At 72.4% G+C, this 20423-nt stretch carries 22 protein-coding genes; 9 read left to right on the top strand and 13 right to left on the bottom strand.

The features are described 5' to 3' along the window. Positions 1-13: 13 nt before the first annotated feature. The 4 genes from EV684_RS11220 to EV684_RS11205 are packed head-to-tail and all read left to right on the top strand — an operon-like array spanning position 14 to position 4292. Positions 14-1828 (top strand): CocE/NonD family hydrolase, encoded by a 1815-nt coding sequence (locus EV684_RS11220; protein WP_132647215.1) that lies wholly within the window; start codon positions 14-16, stop codon positions 1826-1828. Further along, entirely contained in the window at positions 1825-2622 is a 798-nt protein-coding gene (locus tag EV684_RS11215) for an alpha/beta fold hydrolase (protein WP_132647213.1), read from the top strand. Before EV684_RS11220 ends, EV684_RS11215 begins: the two co-directional genes overlap by 4 nt. Further along, positions 2609-3505 (top strand): amidohydrolase family protein, encoded by an 897-nt coding sequence (locus tag EV684_RS11210; protein WP_132647211.1) that lies wholly within the window; start codon positions 2609-2611, stop codon positions 3503-3505. The genes EV684_RS11215 and EV684_RS11210 overlap by 14 nt, the downstream gene beginning before the upstream one ends. Next, positions 3489-4292 carry an alpha/beta fold hydrolase gene (locus EV684_RS11205; RefSeq protein WP_132647209.1) on the top strand — a complete coding sequence of 268 codons (804 nt, stop codon included), beginning with the start codon at positions 3489-3491 and terminating at the stop codon, positions 4290-4292. The genes EV684_RS11210 and EV684_RS11205 overlap by 17 nt, the downstream gene beginning before the upstream one ends. Here the strand turns inward: EV684_RS11205 and EV684_RS11200 are convergent. The 13 genes from EV684_RS11200 to EV684_RS11140 form a co-directional block, all read right to left on the bottom strand. Then, the gene (locus tag EV684_RS11200; protein ID WP_132647207.1) at positions 4289-5212 is read right to left on the bottom strand and encodes a LysR family transcriptional regulator; all 924 of its coding nucleotides are present in this window, start codon (positions 5210-5212) and stop codon (positions 4289-4291) included. The genes EV684_RS11205 and EV684_RS11200 overlap by 4 nt on opposite strands. Positions 5213-5559: 347 nt before the next feature. Further along, positions 5560-6252, bottom strand: a complete 693-nt coding sequence (locus EV684_RS11195) for a c-type cytochrome (RefSeq protein ID WP_242478471.1) — start codon at positions 6250-6252, stop codon at positions 5560-5562. Positions 6253-6291: 39 nt separating this feature from the next. Beyond that, positions 6292-6813 (bottom strand): thioredoxin domain-containing protein, encoded by a 522-nt coding sequence (locus EV684_RS11190; RefSeq protein ID WP_132647205.1) that lies wholly within the window; start codon positions 6811-6813, stop codon positions 6292-6294. Next, positions 6810-7640 carry a quinoprotein dehydrogenase-associated SoxYZ-like carrier gene (locus tag EV684_RS11185; protein ID WP_132647203.1) on the bottom strand — a complete coding sequence of 277 codons (831 nt, stop codon included), beginning with the start codon at positions 7638-7640 and terminating at the stop codon, positions 6810-6812. The genes EV684_RS11190 and EV684_RS11185 overlap by 4 nt, the downstream gene beginning before the upstream one ends. Further along, a complete protein-coding gene (locus EV684_RS11180; RefSeq protein ID WP_132647201.1) occupies positions 7637-8593 on the bottom strand; it encodes an MBL fold metallo-hydrolase in 957 nt (318 codons plus the stop codon). Before EV684_RS11180 ends, EV684_RS11185 begins: the two co-directional genes overlap by 4 nt. Positions 8594-8595: 2 nt before the next feature. Continuing rightward, the gene (locus EV684_RS11175; RefSeq protein WP_132647199.1) at positions 8596-9123 is read right to left on the bottom strand and encodes an SRPBCC family protein; all 528 of its coding nucleotides are present in this window, start codon (positions 9121-9123) and stop codon (positions 8596-8598) included. A 21-nt stretch (positions 9124-9144) separates the two neighbouring features. Continuing rightward, a complete protein-coding gene (locus tag EV684_RS11170) occupies positions 9145-10095 on the bottom strand; it encodes a YVTN family beta-propeller repeat protein (RefSeq protein WP_132647197.1) in 951 nt (316 codons plus the stop codon). Beyond that, complete coding sequence (locus EV684_RS11165) at positions 10092-10931, bottom strand: quinoprotein dehydrogenase-associated SoxYZ-like carrier (RefSeq protein WP_132647196.1); 840 nt, start codon at positions 10929-10931, stop codon at positions 10092-10094. The genes EV684_RS11170 and EV684_RS11165 overlap by 4 nt, the downstream gene beginning before the upstream one ends. Beyond that, a complete protein-coding gene (locus tag EV684_RS11160) occupies positions 10928-11305 on the bottom strand; it encodes a hypothetical protein (protein ID WP_132647194.1) in 378 nt (125 codons plus the stop codon). The genes EV684_RS11165 and EV684_RS11160 overlap by 4 nt, the downstream gene beginning before the upstream one ends. A 7-nt stretch (positions 11306-11312) precedes the next feature. Further along, entirely contained in the window at positions 11313-12038 is a 726-nt protein-coding gene (locus EV684_RS11155; protein WP_132647192.1) for a hypothetical protein, read from the bottom strand. Further along, positions 12035-12874, bottom strand: coding sequence for a substrate-binding domain-containing protein (locus EV684_RS11150; RefSeq protein WP_132647190.1), 840 nt, complete (start codon positions 12872-12874; stop codon positions 12035-12037). Before EV684_RS11150 ends, EV684_RS11155 begins: the two co-directional genes overlap by 4 nt. After that, the gene (locus tag EV684_RS11145; protein WP_132647188.1) at positions 12871-13260 is read right to left on the bottom strand and encodes a c-type cytochrome; all 390 of its coding nucleotides are present in this window, start codon (positions 13258-13260) and stop codon (positions 12871-12873) included. Before EV684_RS11145 ends, EV684_RS11150 begins: the two co-directional genes overlap by 4 nt. 100 nt (positions 13261-13360) lie before the next feature. Further along, positions 13361-15178: a methanol/ethanol family PQQ-dependent dehydrogenase gene (locus EV684_RS11140; protein WP_132647186.1), complete on the bottom strand. Its 1818-nt coding sequence runs from the start codon at positions 15176-15178 to the stop codon at positions 13361-13363. Between the two features lie 531 nt (positions 15179-15709). Here EV684_RS11140 and EV684_RS11135 point away from each other — a divergent pair. The 5 genes from EV684_RS11135 to EV684_RS11115 are packed head-to-tail and all read left to right on the top strand — an operon-like array spanning position 15710 to position 20411. Further along, complete coding sequence (locus EV684_RS11135) at positions 15710-16675, top strand: PQQ-dependent catabolism-associated beta-propeller protein (RefSeq protein WP_132647184.1); 966 nt, start codon at positions 15710-15712, stop codon at positions 16673-16675. After that, positions 16672-17832: a type 1 periplasmic-binding domain-containing protein gene (locus EV684_RS11130; protein ID WP_132647182.1), complete on the top strand. Its 1161-nt coding sequence runs from the start codon at positions 16672-16674 to the stop codon at positions 17830-17832. Before EV684_RS11135 ends, EV684_RS11130 begins: the two co-directional genes overlap by 4 nt. Beyond that, positions 17814-18797: a tripartite tricarboxylate transporter substrate binding protein gene (locus EV684_RS11125; RefSeq protein ID WP_132647180.1), complete on the top strand. Its 984-nt coding sequence runs from the start codon at positions 17814-17816 to the stop codon at positions 18795-18797. Before EV684_RS11130 ends, EV684_RS11125 begins: the two co-directional genes overlap by 19 nt. Position 18798: 1 nt before the next feature. Beyond that, entirely contained in the window at positions 18799-19773 is a 975-nt protein-coding gene (locus EV684_RS11120) for a sensor histidine kinase (RefSeq protein ID WP_132647178.1), read from the top strand. Then, the gene (locus tag EV684_RS11115) at positions 19770-20411 is read left to right on the top strand and encodes a response regulator transcription factor (protein ID WP_132647176.1); all 642 of its coding nucleotides are present in this window, start codon (positions 19770-19772) and stop codon (positions 20409-20411) included. Before EV684_RS11120 ends, EV684_RS11115 begins: the two co-directional genes overlap by 4 nt. Positions 20412-20423: the final 12 nt, after the last annotated feature.

Below are 20423 nucleotides of genomic sequence, written 5' to 3'. Positions count from 1 at the left end.
TGCAGAGGCGAACATGGTTTCGAAGTCCAGATGGGTGAACGGCGGCCCGAGCGAGCCGCCCGGCGCCTACCGGCCCGCCGCGCGCTACAGCGGCATCGAGACCGAGCGCGACGTGATGGTCGCGATGCGCGACGGCGTTCGCCTGTGCATCGACGTCTTCCGCCCCAAGACCCAGGACCGACTGCCGGCGCTGCTGGCCATGGCGCCGTACAACAAGGCCTTGCTGTCGCCGGAGTACGCGGCGGCCGTGCCGCCCCAGCCGGCCTGGTCTTCGCTGTGGGCCGGCTCGGTCGAGGCGGGGGACACCGACTTCCTGGTCGCACGCGGCTACGTGCATGTCGTCGGGACCCTGCGCGGCGCAGGCCCGTCCGAAGGCGGCGGCAGCGGCGCCTGGGATCTCTACGATCTCATCGAGTGGATCGCCGTGCAGCCCTGGTGCGACGGCAACGTCGGGATGATCGGCATCTCGGCCTACGGCGCCGCACAGCTCCAGGCGGCGGCACAGCAGCCGCCGCATCTGAAGGCGATCTTCCCCTACGACCCCGGGCCGGCCTACCGCGAGTTCCGCGACCGCAACCCGGGCGGCGTGCTGCACACCTTTGCGCTGACCATCGATGCCGGCTCGGTCAGCCACGGCACGCTGGGCGCGCCCGCGCCACTGCCGGACGAGACCGAGGCGCTGTGGCGGCAGGCGATGTCGAACACCGACCTCGTCATGTACCACCAGCTCTACAACATCCTGAGCATGAAGGGCCAGAAGGCGAACGTGTTGTTCAACACGCTGATCCGGCCGTTCGACACCCCCGAAGCCGTGCGCAAGGCCGAGCAGATGTTCGAGCGCATCCGCATCCCGGCCTATCTGGGCACGGGCTGGTATTCGCAGACCTACAAGTCGCACTTCCAGGGTGCGCAGCACTGGTATGCCGGGCTGAACTCGCCGAAGAAGCTGATGTTCACCGGCATGGCCCAGCTCGAACGGCCCTTCCGCGGTTTCCACGACGAGATCCTGCGCTGGTACGACCACTGGCTCAAAGGCATCGACACCGGGATCATGGACGAGCCGCCGGTGAAGGTGTTCGTGATGGGCGCCAACCGCTGGCGCACGGCCGACGACTGGCCGCTGCCGCAAACGCAGTGGAAGGCGTTCTACCTCGACAGCTGGGAGCGGCTGCGCACCGAGCCCTTTGCCCCGCAAAGCCGCGATGGGTGCAACGCCCCGGACGCGTTCGTCCAGATGCCGCCGACGCAGACCCGCACGATCTCGAAGCTGCGCTATCTGACGCCGCCGCTGGCCGAGGACACCCTGGTGATCGGACCCGCCTCCCTGGTCCTGCACGCCGAGATCGATCAGCCCGACACCAACTGGATCGCGATCCTCAAGGACGTCGGGCCGGACGAGTCGATCCAGAGTGCGCGCCCCGGCGAGAGCAGCGTGAGCCTGCAGCTGCCCGAGCGCGAGGTCAGCCGCGGCTGGCTGAAGGCGTCGCACCGGGCCCTGGACCCCGAGAGGTCCAGGCCCTGGAAGCCCTGGCACCGCTTGACGCGCGAAGCGCAGCAGGAGGTACGGCCCGGTGAAGTCCACGAGTACACGATCGAGATGATGTCCACCGCGAACCTGTTCCGCCGCGGCCACCGGATCTGCCTGGAGATCACGTCGCTCGATCTTCCGACCGGCGTGGGCGGCAACACGAACGTCGAGTACATCCCCTTCCACGTCTGCAGCAGCCGGACCACCTTGCACAAGATCTACCGCGACGCCCGGCATCCCTCCCACCTGCTGCTGCCCATCATTCCCGACGACGCCGCCGACGCTGCGCAGACGCCATGAAGTGGGTCGACGCTGCAGGCGTGTCTTTGCGCTGCGACACCCGCGGCGCCGGCCGCGACACCGTCGTGTTCGTCCACGAAGCGGGCGGCTCGCTCGACAGCTGGGACGAGGTGGTGCAGCGCCTGCCGGCCGCGTGGCCGGCGGTGCGTTATGACCAGCGCGGGTTCGGCCAATCGGAGAAGACCGGCGAACTCACGCTGGAAGGCATGGTGCGCGACCTGGTGGGCCTGCTGGACGCGCTGGACGTCGACGGCCCCTGCCACCTCGTGGGCACGGCCATCGGCGGCAGCATCGCGCTGGCCTGCGCTGCCGCGCATCCGGATCGTGTCGCCAGCGTGGTGGCCAGCAGCCCGGTCACCGGCCCGCTGCCCGGCGCGGCACTGGCTTCGCTGGCGCAGCGGGCCACCCTGGTGGAGTCGCAGGGCATGCGGGCCGTCGCGGACACCAGCCTCCAGCGCTCGTATCCGCCCGAGTTGCGCACCGACCGGCAGCGCTTCGAGCAGTACCGCAACCGCTACCTCGCCAACGATCCCCGGAGCTTCGCTGCGCTGACACGCGCATTCGGCACGGTCGACCTGACGGGGCTGCACGGCCGGATCCGTTGCCCGGCCCTGATCGTGGGCTGCACCCGGGACGGCCTGAAGCCGGCGCGGGAGTGCGCCGAACTCGCCGCGCGCATCGCGGGCGGCCGCTTCGTCGAGGTCGACTCCGGCCACTTCGTCGCCGTGCAGACACCCGAACTGTTCGCCCCGCTGCTGCGCGAATTCATCGAGGAGTGCCATGAGCAGCCCTGAAACCCCGAAACCGGCGCTTCGCGGGGTGTCCTCACCGGCGCGCCCGCTGCCCGCCGGCGCCTGGGACACCCATGCCCACGTCTTCGGCCCCTTCGACCGTTATCCGCTGGCCGCCGACTGCCGCTACCAGCCGCCGCTGGGGCCTGCCGAACTGCACCTGGCGGCGCTGGACGCGGCGGGCTTTGCACGCGGCGTGCTGGTCCATGCGTCGGCCAACGGTTTCGACAACAGCGCCGTGCTGGACGCGGCCCGTGCCGCCCGTTCGCGGCTGGCGGTGGTCGCGGTCGTGCGCGAGGAAACGAGCGATGCCGAGCTGGCCCGCATGCGGCAGGACGGTGTGCGCGCGCTGCGCTTCACCGAGACCGGCCCCGTCTTCGGCGCGCCCAAACCCTCGGGCACGCTCGGGCTGGATGCCTTGCAGCGCATGGCGCCGCGGCTGCGTGCCCTGGGGCTGCATGCGCAGATCTGGGCCCGGTGCGAGCACATCGCCGACGCAGCGTCCTGGCTGGCGGGCTGCGGCGTCCCGCTGGTCTTCGACCACATGGGGCAGTTCGACGTGTCGCTGGGCGCCGGGCACGCCAGTTTTCGCAGCTTCCTGTCGCTGCTGGGTGATACCGATGCCTGGGTCAAGCTGGTCGCGACGCGTGTCACGCGCCAGCGCTGGTGCGAGGCCGACGATGTTCGGCCGTTCCACGACGCCCTTCTGCAAACGGTGCCCGACCGCGCGCTCTGGGGCAGCGACTGGCCCTACATCGCCCTGGACCCGGACCTGCCGGATATCGGCAGGCAGATCGACCTCTTCGACCGCTGGACGCCGGACGAGGGGCTGCGCCGCAAGGTGTACGTCGAGAACCCCGCACGACTGTATGGGCGCGCGGCATAAGGGCTGGGTCGACGCCGGCGGCATCTGCCAGCGCTACGCGCTGTCCGGCCAGGGCCCGCTGACCGTGGTGCTGGTGCACGAGATGGGGGGCTCGATCGAGAGCTGGGATGCCGTCGTCGAACGCCTGGAGGGCGAGCATCGCCTGCTCTGTTACGACCAGCGCGGCTTTGGCCTGTCGGAGAAGAACCGGGACATCACGCTCGGCACGCTGGAGGCGGACCTGGCCGCCTTGCTCGACGGCCTGGACATTGCACAGCCTGTGGTGCTGGCGGGCGCGGCGCTCGGTGCGGCCGTCTGCCTGGCGTTCGCCCTCCGATACCCGCAACGCACCGCCGGGCTGGTGGTCTCGAGCCCGGCCACCGGCGGCATGCCGCAAGCCGCGCGTGACGCCATGCAGGACCGCATGCGCAAGGTGCGGGCGCATGGCATGCGCGGCGTGGCCGACGCCATGCTCGAGGTCACGTATCCAGCGCCGCTGCGCGATCGTCAGGAGGCCTTCCGGCTGCACCGGCAGCGCTGGCTGGCGATCGACCCGGACTCGTTCATCGCCGTCAATGAAATGCTGGCGAGCTTCGATCTGGAGCCACGACTGTCGGCCATCGGATGCCCTGTGCGTGTGATCGGCTGCACGCATGACGCCATCCGCCCGCCGCAGCGCAGCCGGGAGATCGCCGCACGGATGCCCCAGGCAAGCTATGTGGAGCATCCGTCGGGACATTTCATGCCGCTGCAGACGCCAGCACTGTTTGCCGACGAGTTACGCCAGTTCATCGGCAGGACAATCTAACTGGAAGCCTCCTCGTCACCCCACTCGCCGCTCTCGGCCATTTGCCCGGCGACCTGGCGGATGAGTTGCGCGAGTTCGCGCGTCGCCCGGCTTTCCGTCTTGCGGGGCGATGTGCCCAGATAGATCGAGCGCACGATCTCCGGGTTGACGATCGGCGTCGCGCTCAGCTCCCCGCTGCGCAATTCCCGTTGCACCGCGGTCTTCGACAGGAGTCCGTAGCCGACGCCGGCGCAGGCCATTTCCTTCATCAGGTGCACGGAGTCCACCTCGGCCACGACATTGAGCTTGATGCCGACCTGCCGTGCGGTTTCCGCGATGGCATTGCGAAACGTGCTCGGCGCTGCCGGCTGCATCAGCGGAAGGCCGTCGAGCGCCTTGAAGTCGACTTCGGCCTGCTGCGTGATGCGGTCCTGCCTGGGGCCGACGAGGCAGAGCCTGGCCACCGCCAGCGGCTTGTCGACGCTCTCAGGCGGCTTGCGCAGCACGAAGCCGAGGTCGACCTTGCCGTCGACCAGCCACTCCTCGATCTGGTTCGGGTACCCCTCCGCCGCATGCACCACCACATGGGGAAACCGTTCGCGCGCCTCGCGCACGACGCGGGTGAGCACCGGGGACACCAGGGCCGGCACGCAGCCGACGTGAACGGTGCCGCTGCAGACCGAGGTGGACGCGCTCATCTCGTGCTTCAGTGCCTTCGCCTGCGCCAGCAGCACCCGGGCCATCGGAAGCACATGTTCACCCAGCGCCGTGAGCTTGACACCGCGCCCCGTGCGGTGGAGCAGGGCGCCTTGGCACTGCGCCTCCAGGGCGCCCAGTTTGCGGCTCAGGGCGGACGCGCTCAGGTCGCTGCGGATGGCGGCCTTGCTGAGGCTGCCGAGGTCGGCGACAACGACGAACAGCTCGATGTGGTCAAGATCCATGAGGGGTCGTACGCGCGCGGATCGGCTCGAACGAGGTGGGTCGGATGCAACAAGTTATCTCAGGCCCACTTGAAGTCAATCGGTGCGGACACCTGCCGTCGACAGCGGCCTGCCGGGCTGGCGGCAGCGGGTTCGGCACGATGCCGATGGGCTGAGCACCGGGTCATCCGCGGCTGCGCACCGCGCATCGATTGCAATTTGAATTGGATGCGCTGGAGCCATTCGCGTGGCAGGCCCGATACGAGCTGCCGGGCCCCGGGCATTACATCGTCCACGTGATCGAGCGCGGAAATCGGCCGGGCCGGCGCTGGTTGCGAGCCCAGCGCGGCAAGCCCGGCCCCGTCCCGTCACTTCGACATCACGTAGGCCGCCAGCGCCTTCATCTGCACGTCGTTCAGCGCCATCGCCTCGGACTTCATCACGTTGCCGTGGCGGCGCAGCGGGGTCTTGAAGGCCTGCAGCTGGCGGAAGACGTAGTCGGCGTGCAGCCCGGCCAGGCGCGGTGCGGCGCCGTCGCCCTGGGCGTTCGTGCCGTGGCAGCTGGTGCAGGCGCGCACCGTGTGGTCGCCGACGCCCTGCTCGAAGATCAGCTTGCCCTCGGCCTCGAGCCTGGCGTTGCGCGACTTGCCGGGCAGCGGCGTCTGCGCCGCGTAGTAGTCGGCCAGGCCTTCGATCTGCTCGTCGGTCAGCAGCGCCGAGATGCCCCACATGTAGGCCTGGATGTCGGTCTCGGCACGCGCCTGGTCGCGGAAGTCCTTCATCTGCCGGATCATGTAGTCGCGCGTCTGGCCGGCCAGCGCCGGGTAGGCCTTGTGCGTGCTGCGGCCGAAGTCGCCGTGGCAGGACGCGCAGACGTGCACCGCACGCTGCACCGCGGGCAGCTCGGCCTTCGAGGCCGGCCCCTGCGCCCAGGCCGCGCCGAGCGTGCAGACCAGCGACAACGCGGCGGCCAGCGCGGCCGGGCGCAGGGGGCGGCGCGTCCTGCGGGCCTGGTCGCGGGCCGTGGCAGACAGGGGAAGAGCAGTCTCGCTTCGCATCATGGTGGACCCTTGTTGATTCGGCGGCGCTGGCTGGGCGCCCTACTGTTCGAGCCGGAGGATCTCCAGCTGCTCGGGAACGGTCTCGAAGGTGCCGGTGCCCGCGGGCATCGGCATCAGCGGCCGCGCCTGGCCGTCGAGCAGCCAGACGCTGGGATAGATCAGCTGGCGCGCTCGTTCGTCGCCGAGCGCACGCTGGAAGTCGCCATAGGCCAGCGCCTGCGGCCCGGTCTGCAGCCACAGCCGGGTGGCGCCGGTCGCCAGGCTGCTGCGCAGGTCGACGACGATCCAGCCCTTGTTGAACTCGGGCACGAGCTCGGCGGCGTGCTGCTCGAGGAAACGTTCGTAGCGCCTGCAGAAGCCGCAGTCGTGCGCGCCGAGGTAGACGTAGAGCCGCCGGTTCTCGCGCCGCGCACGCTCCAGCGCCGGGCGCAGGTCGTACTCCTGGTGGCCGTCGACGGCGCGCGGCTGCACGACGACGGGCGCATAGGCCACCGGAACGCCGGCGACGGCGCCAACGGCGGCCAGCGCCAGCGGCAGCGACAGCAGCAGGCGCCGCCTCATGCCGCGGGCTCCACGTCCAGCCGGCCGACGAAACGTTCGTCATGCGTGTCGAGGACCTCGGCGTGCAGCTCGCCCGGGCCTTGGGGCACGAAGCGAAAGCGCCAGCTCGGGTTCTCGCTGACCGAGAAGTCGAGCTCGGCGTCGAACAGCGGCGCGCCGGCCCAGCGCACGGCGAGCGACCGCACGAAGTGCGCCGGGATGTAGAGCAGCGTGCTCTGGTCGAGCTCGAAGCCGGTGTCGTTGGGGTGCAGCACCGTCACCTCGGCGGCGCCAGCCACGCCGCGCCGCGCCGGCTCCAGCAGGCGCACCAGCGTGCGGCCGATGTGCTCCGGGGCGTCGCGGTTGGGCGGCGCGGAGCAGCCGCCGCTGGTCTTCACGTAGCGCGAGTCGGTGTGCAGCGTGCCGTCGGACAGCTCGGCGACGACCCGCACGTGGCTGTACTGGTCGACACGCAGCCGGGTCTCGAACTCGGCGAAGCCCAGCGCCGGCGTCAGATCCAGCACCGCGGCCAGCGGCGAGGGGTTGTGGTCGACGACCAGCGTCAGCCGCTTCACCCAGCGCGCGGGCGTCTGAGCGAAGGCCGGCACGATCTTCACCGGCACCGAGGCGCCGTAGGGCGCGCGCTTCGGCGCGACGAGCTGCACCGCGTCCTGCGCCGCCATCGGGCGCTCGCCGAAGAGACGGGCGCGCAGCACCTCCCAGGCCGGCGAGGAGTCGCCGTCGGCCGCCGACGGCAGCCCGCCGGGTGCCGCCCGCAGCGCCGGCGCGGCGCCGCCCAGCACGCAGGCCGCCAGCACGCGCAGGCCGTCGCGGCGTGTCGGGCTCATCGCGCCGCCTCGCCGAAGAGCAGCGCCCGTTCGGCGCGCAGGAAGGCGATCGAGGCGTTGCGGCGGTGGATCACCTCGTACTCGTCCCAGCCGGCGTAGGCCGGCAGCGCCGCGGCCTCGGGCACGTCGATCAGTGAGGTGCCGTCGGCCACCAGGGCGCGCGCACGTTCGTCCAGCGCGGCGAGATAGGCCGAGGTCGCGGCGATGGCCTCGGGCCCGGCGGCCGGGCCGTGCGCGGGCACCACCACCCGCGGCTGCAGCGCGGCCAGCGACGCCAGCGCACGCTGCCAGCCGGGCAGGTCGGCGTCGTCGATCGCCGGCACGCGCCGGTTCTCGACCAGGCCGCCGGCGAACAGCACGCGCCGCGCCGGGTCCCACAGCGCGACGTCGCCCGGCCCGCTGGCGTGGCCGTCGTGCAGCAGCTCCAGCGGCCGGCCGGCCTGGTGCAGCGTCGTCGGGCCGTCGAACTCGTGGTCCGGCGCGATGACCGCGGAGCCCGCCATCGCCGCATCCCCCAGCGTCTGGCGCAGCTGCGCCAGGCAGCCGTCGCAGCGCGAGCGCATCAGCCGTGCGGCCTGCCGGTGCATCGCCACCGGCACGCCGGCCTCGCGGAACGCGGTGGCGCCGAACAAGGCCTCCGGGCGCACGTGGGTGATCAGCGCCAGCGCCAGCGGCCGCTCGGTCGTGGCGCGGATGGCCGCGATCAACGCCCGGCCGTGCGCGTACGAGGTGCCGGTGTCGAGCGCGACGACACCCGCCGGGCCGACGACGAAACCGCTGTTGCCGATTCGCCCCGCGTTGGCCGGCGCCGCCGCGCCGCCGCTGCCGGCCACCCACCACACGCCCTCGGCCAGCGCACGCGGCGCCGGGCCGGCCGCGGCCGACGCGCACGCGGCCAGCACCGCCGGCGCAAGCGCCAGGGCGAGCAGGGCGCGGCGGCGGCGACGGTCCATCGTCAGCGGCCTTCGACCAGGCGCTTCAGGCTGCCCAGCCCGGACTGGTAGACCGCGGTGACCGCGCGCTCCGCGGCGTCGTCGTTCTGGTCCGGCGGCGGGTCGTTGTTCGGCCAGCCGCGGTAGAAGGCGCCGCGCCACTCGACGACGCTGCCCTCGCCTTCGGCGCGCACGGTGATCGTCGACGCGTAGTTGGTCACCGGCAGCGCGCCGCCCGGCGCGGCGCGGTAGCTGTAGCTCATCGCCGTGTCGTCCCAGCGCTCCAGGCGCTCGCTGAGCTTGCCGCCGTCCTTGAGCACGATCTCGCGCACCGAGCCGATCTCGTTGCCCTGGCTGGCCGGGCTCTGCGCGACGGCCGGGTGCCAGTCCTTCAGCGCGTCGAAGTTGCGCAGGCGCGCCCAGACGGCGGCCGGCGGCGCCGCGATCGTGATCGTTTCGGTCACCTTCAGGCGCGAGGGCCCGTGGGCGACGGCGGCGCCGGCGGCGAGCACGAGGGCGGCGGTGAAGACGACGGTTCTGCGGCTGATCATCGGGTTCGTTCTCCTCGTGGGTCAGGGAGCGGCCGGCGCGCCGATGAAGGCGCCGAAACCGCGGCTGTTGCGGCCGGTGGCGATGCGGCGGCGCTCGGCACCGGTCTCGGCGTCGAGCACGCTGACCGCGTCGTCCATCCAGTTGACGACGACGACGCGGTCGCCCCAGGCGGCCACGCCTTCGGGGTAGCCGAAGCCGTGCAGCGTGCGCAGCACCGTCAGGCCTTCGGCGTCGAGCACGCTGACGCTGTCGTCGTGCTGGTTCGTCACGTACAGCAGCCGGCCGCCGGCGGCCAGCGCCGCACCGTAGGGCGCGTGGCCGACGGCGACGGTGGCGACGACGGCCGCACGCGCGGTGTCGACGACCGAGACCTCGTCGCTCTGCACGTTCAGCGCATAGAGCCGCCCGCGCGGCGCGTCGAGCAGCAGCGCGAAGGGGTGCGAGCCGACGGCCACCCTCGCCGTCACGGTGCCGCGCTCCAGGTCGACGAGCGCGACGCTGTCGTCGTCGCGTTCGGCGACCCAGGCGGCGCGCCCGTCGGCCTGCACCACGACGCCGGCCGGCGCACGGCCGACGGCGATGGCGCGCGGCGCGGCGTCCAGACGCGCCGTGTCCCAGACCAGCAGGCGGTTGGCGTACCAGTCGGCGGCGACGAGGCGCCGTCCGTCGGCCGAGGCGTCCAGGCCGACCGGGCCGCTGCCGGCGTCCAGCGTCGCGACGACGCGGCGCGCGTGCATGTCGATGACCGAGATCGTGCGGCTGTCGGGGTTGGAGACGAAGACCCGGCCGGCCGCCGCCGAAGCCACGACACCGGCCGGCGAGCGCCCGACCGGCACCGTGGCGACGACACGCTCCTCGGCCAGGTCGATCACCGAGACGTCGTGGCTGCCCTGGTTGGTGATCCAGGCATAGGGTGCGGCCTGCGCCGCGCAGGCCGCGGCCGCCAGCGCCAGGGCGAGCGCCGCTCTCATTCGGCCTGCGGCGTCGGCACGCCGGCCCAGCGCCGCCCCTGGGTGTCCACGGCCTCGACCTCCAGGCGGCCGTCGCCCTGCGGCAGGAAGGGGAAGCGGAACCAGGGGTTCTCGCTGATCGAGAAGTCCAGGTCGGCCGAGAACACCGTTCGCCCGGCGTGGCGCACCTCGAGCTGGCGCAGGTAGTGCGCGGGCGTGTAAGCCCGGGTCAACGGGTCCATCGCCAGCCCGGTGTGGTTGGGGTGGCTGATCTGCAGCTGCGCCAGCACCGGCTCGCGTCCGGCGGGGTCGCCGACCAGGCGCAGCCGCATCTGGCCGATCGTCGCCAGCGCCGCGGCCGCGTCGGCGCCGGGCGCGGCCGAGCAGCCGCCCGAGGCCTTGACGAAACGTGTCGCCATGAAGAGCCGCCCGTCGCTGGTTTCGGCGATCGCGCGCAGGTGGCTGTACTGGTCGATGCGCAGCCGGGTCTGCAGCTCGGCGCGGCCGCTCTCGGGCGCGAAACGCAGGATTGCCGAGATCGGCGACGGGTTGGCGTCGACGACGAGGTAGATCGTGCTGACGTAGGACGCGCCGGTCTGCGGCAGGCGGCTGCGCACCGACACCGGCACGACGCCGGCATCGACGGCGCGCAGCGGCGCCTGCAGCTCCAGCACCTCGGCGCCGGCGGGGGCGATCTCGCGCGTGCCGAACAGGCTGGCACGCACCTTCTGCCAGATCGGGCTGGCGGCCGGATCGGCATCGGGCGCGAAGCCGCGCGGCGCCGGCTCGGCGGCAGCCGCCACGGCGGCCCCCAGCGCGAGCACGACGGCGGCGACGGCGCGCCCCAGGGTGTTCATCGTGCCGCGGCTCCCGGGCCGGCGCCGATGAAGCAGGCCGGCTGCACGCGCGCCTGCAGCGCCTTCCAGCGCTTGACCTGCTCCTTCGCGCCGGCGTTGTCGCGCAGCTCGCTGCCGCGTTCGCCGCCGATCGTCATCGCGTTGACGACGGTGTTCATCTCGACGAAATCGTCCAGGCTGACCTCGGCGGCGATGCGGTCCAGCGCGCAGGAGCACTTGTTGGCCATCTCGTAGAACGGCCCGGGGTGCTCGCGCATGCACTGCTGCACGTAGAGCACGCGTTCGACGGTGGGGTAGTCGTGGCCCTTCTTCGGCGGCGCGGCGACGGCGGCGGTCGTGGCGATCAGGGCGGCGAGCAGAGGAAGCAGCTTCATGGGGTCATCAGCCTGCGAGGCGCGCGAGCGTCGTGGTGGCGCCGTCGGCCAGCAACTCCTCGGCGACGAGCGGGGGCGCGCCGACGGCCGGGCCGGCAGCGCGGGTGGCGATGGCGTAGACGCCGCCGGGCACGGCCGGCGACAGCGTGAACAGGTAGCGTTTGTCGGCCAGGCCCTGGAAACGCGCGCGCAGCGGGTCGTCGACGTAGGGTGCGATCTCGACCTCGCGCGCCGGCACGCGGCGCCCGGCGTAGGGCAGCGTGGTCTCGCGCAGCGTGGCCGACTGCGCCACCGCCATGCGGATGCGCTTGCGGAAGTAGCCCGACTGGCCCCGGGTGCGGCGCTGCATCTCGCGCACGTCGCGTTCGAGGAAGTACAGGATCACCGGGTTGCCCTGGGCGTCCTCGACCTCGGGCAGCTCGAGCTGCTCGGCGCCGGAGAGGAAACGCGCCTGCGCCCGGCAGCAGCCGCCGCTGTCCTTGGCGGCCAGCGCCAGCGTGACGCGGTCGTCGAGCGCGGGCTCCAGGCTGCCGCGGCGGCTGAAGCGGTAGGCCAGTTCCAGCGGCGGCTCCAGCCCGGCGAGATGGGCTTCGACGAACAGCGCACGTTCGGCGGCCGAGTACTCGACCGGCGCCGAGGCGTCGGCGGCCCGCACGGGCCAGGCGGCGAGCGCCGGCCATGCGGCCGCCAGCCGCAGCCACCGCCGGCGGGTCTGGAGGGCGGCGGCGCTCATCTGGTGCCGGCGTCCGTCTCGAGGAGCGGCACGCCGTAGGACTGCAGGATCTGGCGGATCTCGCCGCGGTGGCTGTCGATCAGCTGCTCGATCTGCCGCTTCCACTCGGGTTCGCCGTAGCGCACGCCCATCGCGATCGCGTAGTCGAACTTGACGCCGGGCTCGCTGGCCAGCGGCACGACGACGAGCTTCGGGCTCTTCACGCGCTGGGCGACGAAGCCGGCGATCGGGCCCCAGACGATGGCCGCGTCGAGCTTGCCGCCGGCGAGGTCGCGTTCGAGCATCTGGCCGGGGTTGTTGTCGGGGTCGGGGCTCAGGATCGGATACGGCACGCCGCTGTCGACGAGGCCGTGTTTGGCCAGCCAGGCCGAGGCCGGCGAACGGTCGTACAGGCCGATGCGCAGCCTGGCCAGGCGCTCGCGGTCGAGCGCGAGGAACTGCTCGCCGCTGGTCACGCCGTCCAGGCCGCGGCCGCTGGCGTAGACCAGCGCGTAGGTCGAGCGGTAATAGGGTTTGGTCGCCGACACCTGCTCGAAGCCGGCGGGCACGCCGAGCACGACGTCGCAGGGGTAGTCCTGCCCCGGCAGCTTGTAGCGCAGCGTGTTGCGGATGAAGTTCATGCGCTGCGGGAAGGCGTAGTAGCTCACCGGCAGGCCCAGGGCCTTGCCGAAGACCTCGGCGATGCGGTTCTCGATGCCTTCGCCGCGCTCGTTGGAGAAGGGCAGGTTGTTCGGGTCCTGGCAGACCTTGAGCGCCTGGCGCGGCGCGTCCTGCGCTGAGGCGGCGCCGCAGGCCATGGCCAGCACGGCGGCGGCGAAGACTCGTGGCGTGTTCATTGCGGGATCGGCTCCACCTTGGCGCGCGTGATGGCGCCGTCGGAACGCCCCTTCAGGTAGGCGTAGAGCGCGTCGATGTTGTCCATCACCTGCTGGCTGCTGCCGAAGCTCTGCATGCCCTTGTCCAGGCGGCCGTCGCGCACCGTCTTGACGAACTCTTCCTTGCTCAGCACCTTCAGGCTGTTGACCAGCGACGGGCCGACCATGCCCTCCTGGTTGGCACCGTGGCAGCGGTCGCAGGCCGCGGCGCGCCAGGTGCGGAAGCCCTTCATCGTGAACGCGTCGACCTTGTAGCCGTCGACGACGGTGTAGAGCGGGGTCTGGTTCTGGCCGTACGACGCGCCGGCCGCGAACAGCACGACACCCAGCAGCAGTTTCCGAAGCATGTGCGGAGGTCCTCGTGGGAAAGGAGGCGTCGCCGCGTCGGACGCCGCCCCCTCGGGAAAGGCCGGCCCCCCCGGTGGGAGCCGGCCCGGGGAGCGCGCGTCAGTTCGGCAGCGCGAACACCGTCAGCGAACCGCCCAGCTCGGTGTACTGGGACAGTTCCTTGTAGCCGCCGACGGCGCCCAGGCCGTCCTGGTCCTTCTCCAGGCCCGCGGCCATGCCGATGCCGGCCCAGCCGCCGATGCCCGAGAAGACGCCCAGGTACTGCCTGCCCTTGTGCTCGTAGCTGAACACGTTGCCGATGATCCCGGAGGGCGTCTTGAAGCGGAACAGCTCCTTGGAGATGTTCTTCTTGTCCACGCACTTCAGGTAACCCTCGAGCGTGCCGTAGCAGGCGATGCCGCCGGCGGTGGTCAGCACGCCGCTCCACACCGAGAACTTCTCGGCCTTGGACTGCACGATCTTGCCGGCGCTGGCGTCCCAGGTGATGAAGTTGCCCATGCCGCCGTGGCTGCCCGGCGCCGGGTACATCGACAGCGTCGCCCCGACGTAGGGCTGGCCGGCGGTGTATTCGACCTGGAAGGGCTCGTAGTCCATGCAGACGTGGTTCGTCGGCACGTAGAAGAGCTTGGTGTCGGGGTCGAAGGCCGCGGGCTGCTGGTCCTTGGTGCCCAGCGCCGCCGGGCAGATGCCCTTGGTGTTGACGTCGGGCCCGTTCTGCGCCGTCGAGTACTTGGACACGACCTGCGGGCGGCCGGTCTTCATGTCGACGTGCGTCGCCCAGTTGACCACCGGGTCGTACTTCTCGGCCACGAGCAGCGCGCCGTTGGTGCGGTCCAGCGTGTAGGCGAAGCCGTTGCGGTCGAAGTGCACCAGGGCCTTGGTCGGCTTGCCCTTGACGTTGATGTCCGCGAGGATCATCTCGTTGACACCGTCGAAGTCCCACTCGTCGTAGGGCGTCATCTGGTAGACCCAGTTGACCTTGCCGGTGTCGACGTCACGCGACCAGATGGACATCGTCCACTTGTTGTCGCCGGGGCGCTGCGCCGGGTTCCAGGTCGACGGGTTGCCGCTGCCGTAGAAGACGCTGTTGAGCGCCTTGTCGTAGCTGAACCAGCCCCAGGTGGTGCCGCCGCCGATCTTCCACTGGTCGCCCTTCCAGGTCTTGAGCGACGAGTCGGGGCCGACGGGCCTGACGGCGCCGTCCATCCAGGTCGTCGTCTTCGCCGGGTCGATCAGCATCTCGGCGTCGGGGCCGACGCTGTAGCCCTTCCAGACCTGCTTGCCGGTGTTGATGTCGTAGGCCGCGAGGAAGCCGCGCACGCCCCACTCGCCGCCGGAGATGCCGGTGATGACCTTGTCCTTGAAGACGTGCGGCGCGTTGGTGTTGACGGCGCCCAGCTTGGGGTCGCCGTTCTTCACCGTCCAGATCAGCTTGCCCGACTTGGCGTCGAGCGCGACGAGGTTGCTGTCGGCCTGCTGCAGGAAGATCTTGCCCTCGGCGTAGGCCAGGCCGCGGTTGACGGTGTCGCAGCACATCTGCGGGATCACCGCCGGGTCCTGCTTGGGCTCGTACTTCCAGAGGATCTTCTGGGTCTCGAGGTCCAGCGCCCAGACCTTGTTGGGGAAGGGCGAGTGCAGGTACATCGTGCCGTCGATGACCAGCGGCGAGCCTTCGTGGCCGCGCAGCACGCCGGTGGAGAAGGTCCACGCGACCTGCAGCTTGCCGACGTTGCCGGCATGGATCTGCTTGAGCTGGCTGTGCCGCTGGTTGTACATGTCGCCCGCCTGCATCGCCCAGTTCTTGGGGTTGGCGGTCAGTTTCTCGACGTCCGCGTTGGCCAGCGCCAGTCCCGGAAGCGCCGCCAACGCCAGACCCAGCCCGGACCAGGGCAGGCGTGAAAGCCACGAAATCCGCATCGTTGTCTCCTTGCTTTGATGGACCGGTCTTCACGCCTGCGGCCAGTCACCCGATGACCGACCCGCCGCCCGACGTCGAGAACACGGCGGGGCGGCCGACCGCAAGTTCCTTGCCGGCTCGAGGCCGCCGCGGCGCCGCGCCGCAGGCCGGGCGGCGCGGCGCCGTGGCCTGCGGGCACCGACGGCCTACGAAGGCCGGCGCCGTCGCGGCCACCACCCGGCCCGGCCTCCGCAACGACCCGGATAGGGAAAGCACCGGCACCGCGGCGCGGGGCGCACAAGCCGCGTCCCGCCGCGCCGGCCCGCACGCGGACAGGCTGCGCCGAAACCGTGTCATCGCCTGCGGCACAGAGTGTCATCGGCGCGGCCCGGCGGCCGGCGCGGCGCCTGCGGCCACCTTGGGCGCCACGGGGCTGGCGGGTTCCTTGCTGGTTCGTGCGGAAGGCGCGGCGCCGCGACATCTGGTTGAATCGCCACAGCCCGAGGCCCGCCAAGAGGCCCCGTCAGAACCGAACCACAAGGAGACAGACCGTGCGAGGTTTCCCCCGCATCGCCGCGGCCATCCTGGCCGCCGCCGCCACCGCCACCTTCGCCCAGGGGACCGCCTGGGTGTCCAGCGAGAAGGACGACGCGGTCACGCTGATCGACATGGCGACGCTCGCCGTCAAGGGCACCGTGCCGACCTGCAAGCGCGGACGCCACATCCAGCGCCTGCCCGACGGCCACGTGATGCTGGCCTGCACCGAGAGCAATGCCGCCGACGTGTTCGACCCGGCGACGGCCCGGTCGCTGCGCCGCGTGCCGCTGGGAGACGAGCCCGAGGCCTTCGACGTCTCGCCCGACGGGCGCACGATCTACGTCTCCAACGAGGACGAGGGCGAGGCCAGCTTCGTCGACGCGCAAAGCGGCAAGGTGACCCGGACGGTCAAGGTCGGCCAGGAGCCCGAGGGCGTCAAGGTCTCGGCCGACGGCCGCACGCTGTACGTGACCTCCGAGGTCGCGAGCATGGTGCACGTCATCGACGTCGCCCAGGGCAAGGTGGTGAAGAACGTCTTGGTCGGCAAGCGCCCGCGGCGCATGGCGATCACGCCCGACGGCCGCGAGCTGTGGGTGACCAACGAGATGGACGCCAGCGTGAGCATCGTCTCGACCGCGACGCACGAGGTGATCGCGACGCTGAAGTTCGAGGTGCGCGGCGCACGCGCCGAGGACATCACGCCGGTGGGCATCACGATGACGCCCGACGGCCGCCGGGCCTTCGTCGCGCTGGGCAAGGCCAACCACGTGGCCTTCGTCGACGTCGGCACACGCAAGGTGACGGCACTGGCGCTCGTCGGCCGGCGCGCCTGGAACGTGGCGCTGGACAAGGCCGGGCAGCGGCTGTGGGTCGTCAACGGCCTGAGCGACGACGTCACCGTCGTCGACGTCGCCAGCGCCAAGGCGATCAAGAGCATCCCGGTGGGCCGCGTGCCCTACGGCGTGCTGCTGGTCGAATGAAGCCGCGTGCGCTGGCGGCCTGCGCCGCCCTGGCGCTGGCCGGCACGGCCGCGCCGGCGGCAACGCTGAAGGCCACGCTGCTGCTGCCGGCCGACGATGCCCGGCTGGAGCGCTCGCGGCTCGAACGCGCCTACCTCGGCCAGCCCGGCGGCCCGGCCGGCGACGGCCTGGCGCTGGCGGTCACCGACGCGCAGTTCGAGCTCGACGCGGCCGGCGTCACCGTCGCCGTCGACACCCGGGAGGCCGCCTCGCGCGACGCCGCGCGTGCCGCCGCGGCCGCCGCCGAGAAGGCGGGCGCCGCGGCGCTCGTCGTCGACCTGCCGGCCGACTGGACGCTGGCCGTCGCCGACGCGGTGAAGATCCCGGTGCTCAACGTCGGCGACGCCGCCGACCGCCTGCGCGCCAGCGACTGCCGGCCGCGCCTGTACCACCTGCTGCCCAGCGATCGCATGCGCAGCGACGCGCTGGCGCAGACGCTGGTGGCGCGCAAGTGGAGCCAGGTGCTGATGCTCGTCGGCCCGGCGCCCGAGGACCGCGCGCGCGCGGCCACCGCGCAGGCCTCGATCAAGCGCTACGGCCTGAAGCTCGTCGCCGAGCGGCCGTTCAAGCTCTCGGCCGACCCGCGCGAGCGCGAGCTCGCCAACCCGCTGCTCTTGACCGGCAACGCCGCCTACGACGTGGTCTGGGTCGTCGACGGCGACGGCGAGTTCGGCCGCGCCCTGCCCTACCGCACGGCGCTGCCGCGGCCGGTGGTCGGCGACGCCGGGCTGGTGCCGCTGGCCTGGCATGCGCAATTCGAACGCTATGGCGCGCCGCAGGTCTCGCGCCGCTTCGCCAAGGCCGTCAAGCGGCCGATGACGGCCCAGGACTGGGCCGCGTGGATGGCCGGCAAGGCGCTGGTCGGCGCCGCCGTCACCGCCCCCAAGGGCCCGGCCGCGGCCTGGGCCAGGGCCCTGGCCGCCGGCACGCTGGATGGCTCCAAGGGCACGCCGATGAGCTTTCGCGCCTGGGACGGCCAGCTGCGCCAGCCGATCCTGCTGAGCGACGGCCAGGGCGTGATCGCGCAGGCGCCGGTCGAGGGCCTGCTGCACCCGGGCAACGTGCTCGACACGCTGGGCGCCGACGCACCGGAGAAGCTGTGCCGGGTCGCGCGCTGAATCCGGCACGGCGCCGGCTGCTGGCCGCCGTCGCGCTGGCGGCAGCCGGCGCGGCCGCTGCCAGCGCCGGCGCGGCCGCGTTCCCGAGCCGCCCGGTGACGCTGTGGGTGCCCTGGCCGCCCGGCGGGGCGACCGATCTGACGATGCGGCTGCTGGCCGAACTCGCCGCGCCGCACCTGGGCCAGCGCGTGCTGATCGAGAACCGCAGCGGCGCCGGCGGCACGCTGGCGATGCCGGTGCTGCAGCAGGCCGAGCCCGACGGCCACACGATCGCCCAGATCCCGCAGCCGGTGCTGCGTGTGCCGCACACCCAGCGCGTGCTCTGGGACCCGATCCGCGACGTCACGCCGATCCTCCAGATCTCGGGCGTGAGCTTCGGCGTGCTGGTGCGCGCCACCAGCCCCTGGCGCTCGCTGGAGGACCTGTTCTCGTTCGCGCGCGCCCGCCCCGGCGAGCTGACCGTCGCCACCAACGGTGTCGGCACCACGCCGCACGTGGTGCTGGAGGAACTGTTCACCGCGCGCGGCCTGCGCTACATCCATGTGCCCTACCGCGGCACCAGCGAGCAGCTGCTGGCCATCGAGTCGGGCCAGGTGATGGCTGGCGTCAACTCCAGCGGTTTCGCTCCGGCGGTCGACGGCGGGCGGCTGCGGCTGCTCGCCACCTTCGCCGCCCGGCGCTCGCCGCGCTGGCCCCAGGTGCCGACGCTCAGCGAACTCGGCTTCCCGATCGTCGCCACCTCGCCCTACGGCCTGGGCGGCCCGCGCGGGATGGCGCCGGCGGTCGTCGCCACGCTGCACGAGGCCTTCAGGCGGGCGATGTTCGAACCCGCCTTCGGCGCCGAACTGGCGCGCTACGACCAGGACCTCGCCTACCTCGGCCCGGCCGATTACGGCCGCTGGCTGCGCGAGGAGTACGAACGCGAGCGGCAGGCCGCCGCCCGCATGGGCATGAGCCGCAGCTGAGATGACACCCGCCCCGCGCGCCACCACCCACCTGCGCCGCCGCTCGGCGCTGGAACTCGCCGCCGTCGTCGGCACCGCGCTGGCGACCTGGGTGCTGGCGTCGGTGCTGGACCTGCACGAGTCGCTGTCGGCCTTCCTGGCGCGCCACGAATCCTGGCAGGCCGACGAACTGGCGATCGCGCTGGGCGTGCTGGCCGCCGGCCTGGCGCTGCACGCCCTGCGTCGCCGCCGCGAGGCCGAGCAGGCGCTGGTGGCCGAACAGCGCGCGCTGGCCGACGCGGCACGGCTGGCCGAACGCAACGGCGAGCTCGCCCGCGGCCTGATCGCGCTGCAGGAGGCCGAACGCGCGGCGATCGCACGCGAGCTGCACGACGAGATGGGCCAGGCCTGCACCGCGCTGCGCATGGAGACCGCGCTGCTGCGCCGCGCCGCCGCCTGCGACGACACCGCCGCCGCACGGGCCGCCGCGACACGCGCCGACCGCCAGGCCGAGACGCTGCTGCATGCCGTGCGCTCGCTGCTGCAGCGCCTGCGGCCGCTGCATCTGGACACGCTGGGGCTGGCCGCCTCGCTGCAGGAGCTGTGCGAGGGCTGGCAGGCCCGCAGCGGCGTCCAGTGCCGCTTCCACGACGCCCGCACGGCCGCCCTCGAGCTGGACGACGAGGTCGAGCTGGTCGTCTTCCGCGTCGCCCAGGAAGCGCTGACCAACGTGATGCGCCATGCGCAGGCCCGCAGCGTGGGCGTGCTGCTGGCGCACGAAGGCCCGATGCTGGCGCTGGTCGTCGAGGACGACGGCATCGGCCTGCCGCCCGAAGGCCAGCGCCGCGGGCTCGGCCTGCTGGGCGCGCACGAACGGGCGGCGGCGCTGGGCGGCACGCTGGCGCTGCACGGTGCGCCGGGCGCCGGCACGCGCGTGGTGCTGACGCTGCCGCGGCACGCCGCCCACGCGCCGCGGGCGCTGGAGGCCTCGGCATGACGATCCGCGTGCTCGTCGCCGATGACCACCCGGTGGTGCGCGAAGGCTACCGGCGCCTGCTCGACGCCGCCGGCGGCCTGCACGTCGTCGGCGAGGCCGGCGACGCCGACAGCGCCGAGCGCGCCTGGCTGGCGCTGGCGCCCGACGTGCTCGTCACCGACCTGGCGATGCCCGGCGGCGGCCTGGCGTTGCTGGCGCGCGTGCGCCAGCGCCGCGCCGACGCCGCGGTGCTGGTCTTCAGCATGCACGACAGCGAGGCCATGGTACGCCGCGCCTTCGACAGCGGCGCCCGCGGCTACCTCAGCAAGGCGGCCGCGCCCGAGCTGCTGGTCGATGCGGTGCGTGCGCTGCACGCCGGCCAGGGCTGGCTGGACCCCGGCCTGCCACAGACCTGGCGCCGGCGCGACCCGCTGTCCGAAGGCGGGCGCCTGTCCAGCCTGAGCTCGCGCGAGTTCGAGGTCTTCCGGCTGCTGGCCGCCGGCCGCTCGGCGGCCGAATGCGCGCAGGCGCTGGGCCTGTCGGCCAAGACGGTGTCCAACCATCAGAGCGCGATCAAGGACAAGCTCGGCGTGGCGACCACCGCGGCGCTCGCCCACCTGGCCTGGCGCCACGGCGTCATCGCCCCGGCGGGGGCGTGACATCCCCGACAG

This window comes from Rubrivivax gelatinosus, from assembly GCF_004340905.1.
Lineage (GTDB): Bacteria > Pseudomonadota > Gammaproteobacteria > Burkholderiales > Burkholderiaceae_C > Rubrivivax > Rubrivivax gelatinosus.
Note: the sequence above shows the minus strand (reverse complement) of the source record. Positions and strands in the feature narration are given on the sequence as shown.

Coding starts and splice junctions, on each gene's coding strand:
- EV684_RS11220 (WP_132647215.1), top strand. CDS start 14: ATGGTTTCGAAGTCCAGATGGGTGAACGGCGGCCCGAGCGAGCCGCCC.
- EV684_RS11215 (WP_132647213.1), top strand. CDS start 1,825: ATGAAGTGGGTCGACGCTGCAGGCGTGTCTTTGCGCTGCGACACCCGC.
- EV684_RS11210 (WP_132647211.1), top strand. CDS start 2,609: ATGAGCAGCCCTGAAACCCCGAAACCGGCGCTTCGCGGGGTGTCCTCA.
- EV684_RS11205 (WP_132647209.1), top strand. CDS start 3,489: ATGGGCGCGCGGCATAAGGGCTGGGTCGACGCCGGCGGCATCTGCCAG.
- EV684_RS11200 (WP_132647207.1), bottom strand. CDS start 5,212: ATGGATCTTGACCACATCGAGCTGTTCGTCGTTGTCGCCGACCTCGGC.
- EV684_RS11195 (WP_242478471.1), bottom strand. CDS start 6,252: ATGATGCGAAGCGAGACTGCTCTTCCCCTGTCTGCCACGGCCCGCGAC.
- EV684_RS11190 (WP_132647205.1), bottom strand. CDS start 6,813: ATGAGGCGGCGCCTGCTGCTGTCGCTGCCGCTGGCGCTGGCCGCCGTT.
- EV684_RS11185 (WP_132647203.1), bottom strand. CDS start 7,640: ATGAGCCCGACACGCCGCGACGGCCTGCGCGTGCTGGCGGCCTGCGTG.
- EV684_RS11180 (WP_132647201.1), bottom strand. CDS start 8,593: ATGGACCGTCGCCGCCGCCGCGCCCTGCTCGCCCTGGCGCTTGCGCCG.
- EV684_RS11175 (WP_132647199.1), bottom strand. CDS start 9,123: ATGATCAGCCGCAGAACCGTCGTCTTCACCGCCGCCCTCGTGCTCGCC.
- EV684_RS11170 (WP_132647197.1), bottom strand. CDS start 10,095: ATGAGAGCGGCGCTCGCCCTGGCGCTGGCGGCCGCGGCCTGCGCGGCG.
- EV684_RS11165 (WP_132647196.1), bottom strand. CDS start 10,931: ATGAACACCCTGGGGCGCGCCGTCGCCGCCGTCGTGCTCGCGCTGGGG.
- EV684_RS11160 (WP_132647194.1), bottom strand. CDS start 11,305: ATGAAGCTGCTTCCTCTGCTCGCCGCCCTGATCGCCACGACCGCCGCC.
- EV684_RS11155 (WP_132647192.1), bottom strand. CDS start 12,038: ATGAGCGCCGCCGCCCTCCAGACCCGCCGGCGGTGGCTGCGGCTGGCG.
- EV684_RS11150 (WP_132647190.1), bottom strand. CDS start 12,874: ATGAACACGCCACGAGTCTTCGCCGCCGCCGTGCTGGCCATGGCCTGC.
- EV684_RS11145 (WP_132647188.1), bottom strand. CDS start 13,260: ATGCTTCGGAAACTGCTGCTGGGTGTCGTGCTGTTCGCGGCCGGCGCG.
- EV684_RS11140 (WP_132647186.1), bottom strand. CDS start 15,178: ATGCGGATTTCGTGGCTTTCACGCCTGCCCTGGTCCGGGCTGGGTCTG.
- EV684_RS11130 (WP_132647182.1), top strand. CDS start 16,672: ATGAAGCCGCGTGCGCTGGCGGCCTGCGCCGCCCTGGCGCTGGCCGGC.
- EV684_RS11120 (WP_132647178.1), top strand. CDS start 18,799: ATGACACCCGCCCCGCGCGCCACCACCCACCTGCGCCGCCGCTCGGCG.
- EV684_RS11115 (WP_132647176.1), top strand. CDS start 19,770: ATGACGATCCGCGTGCTCGTCGCCGATGACCACCCGGTGGTGCGCGAA.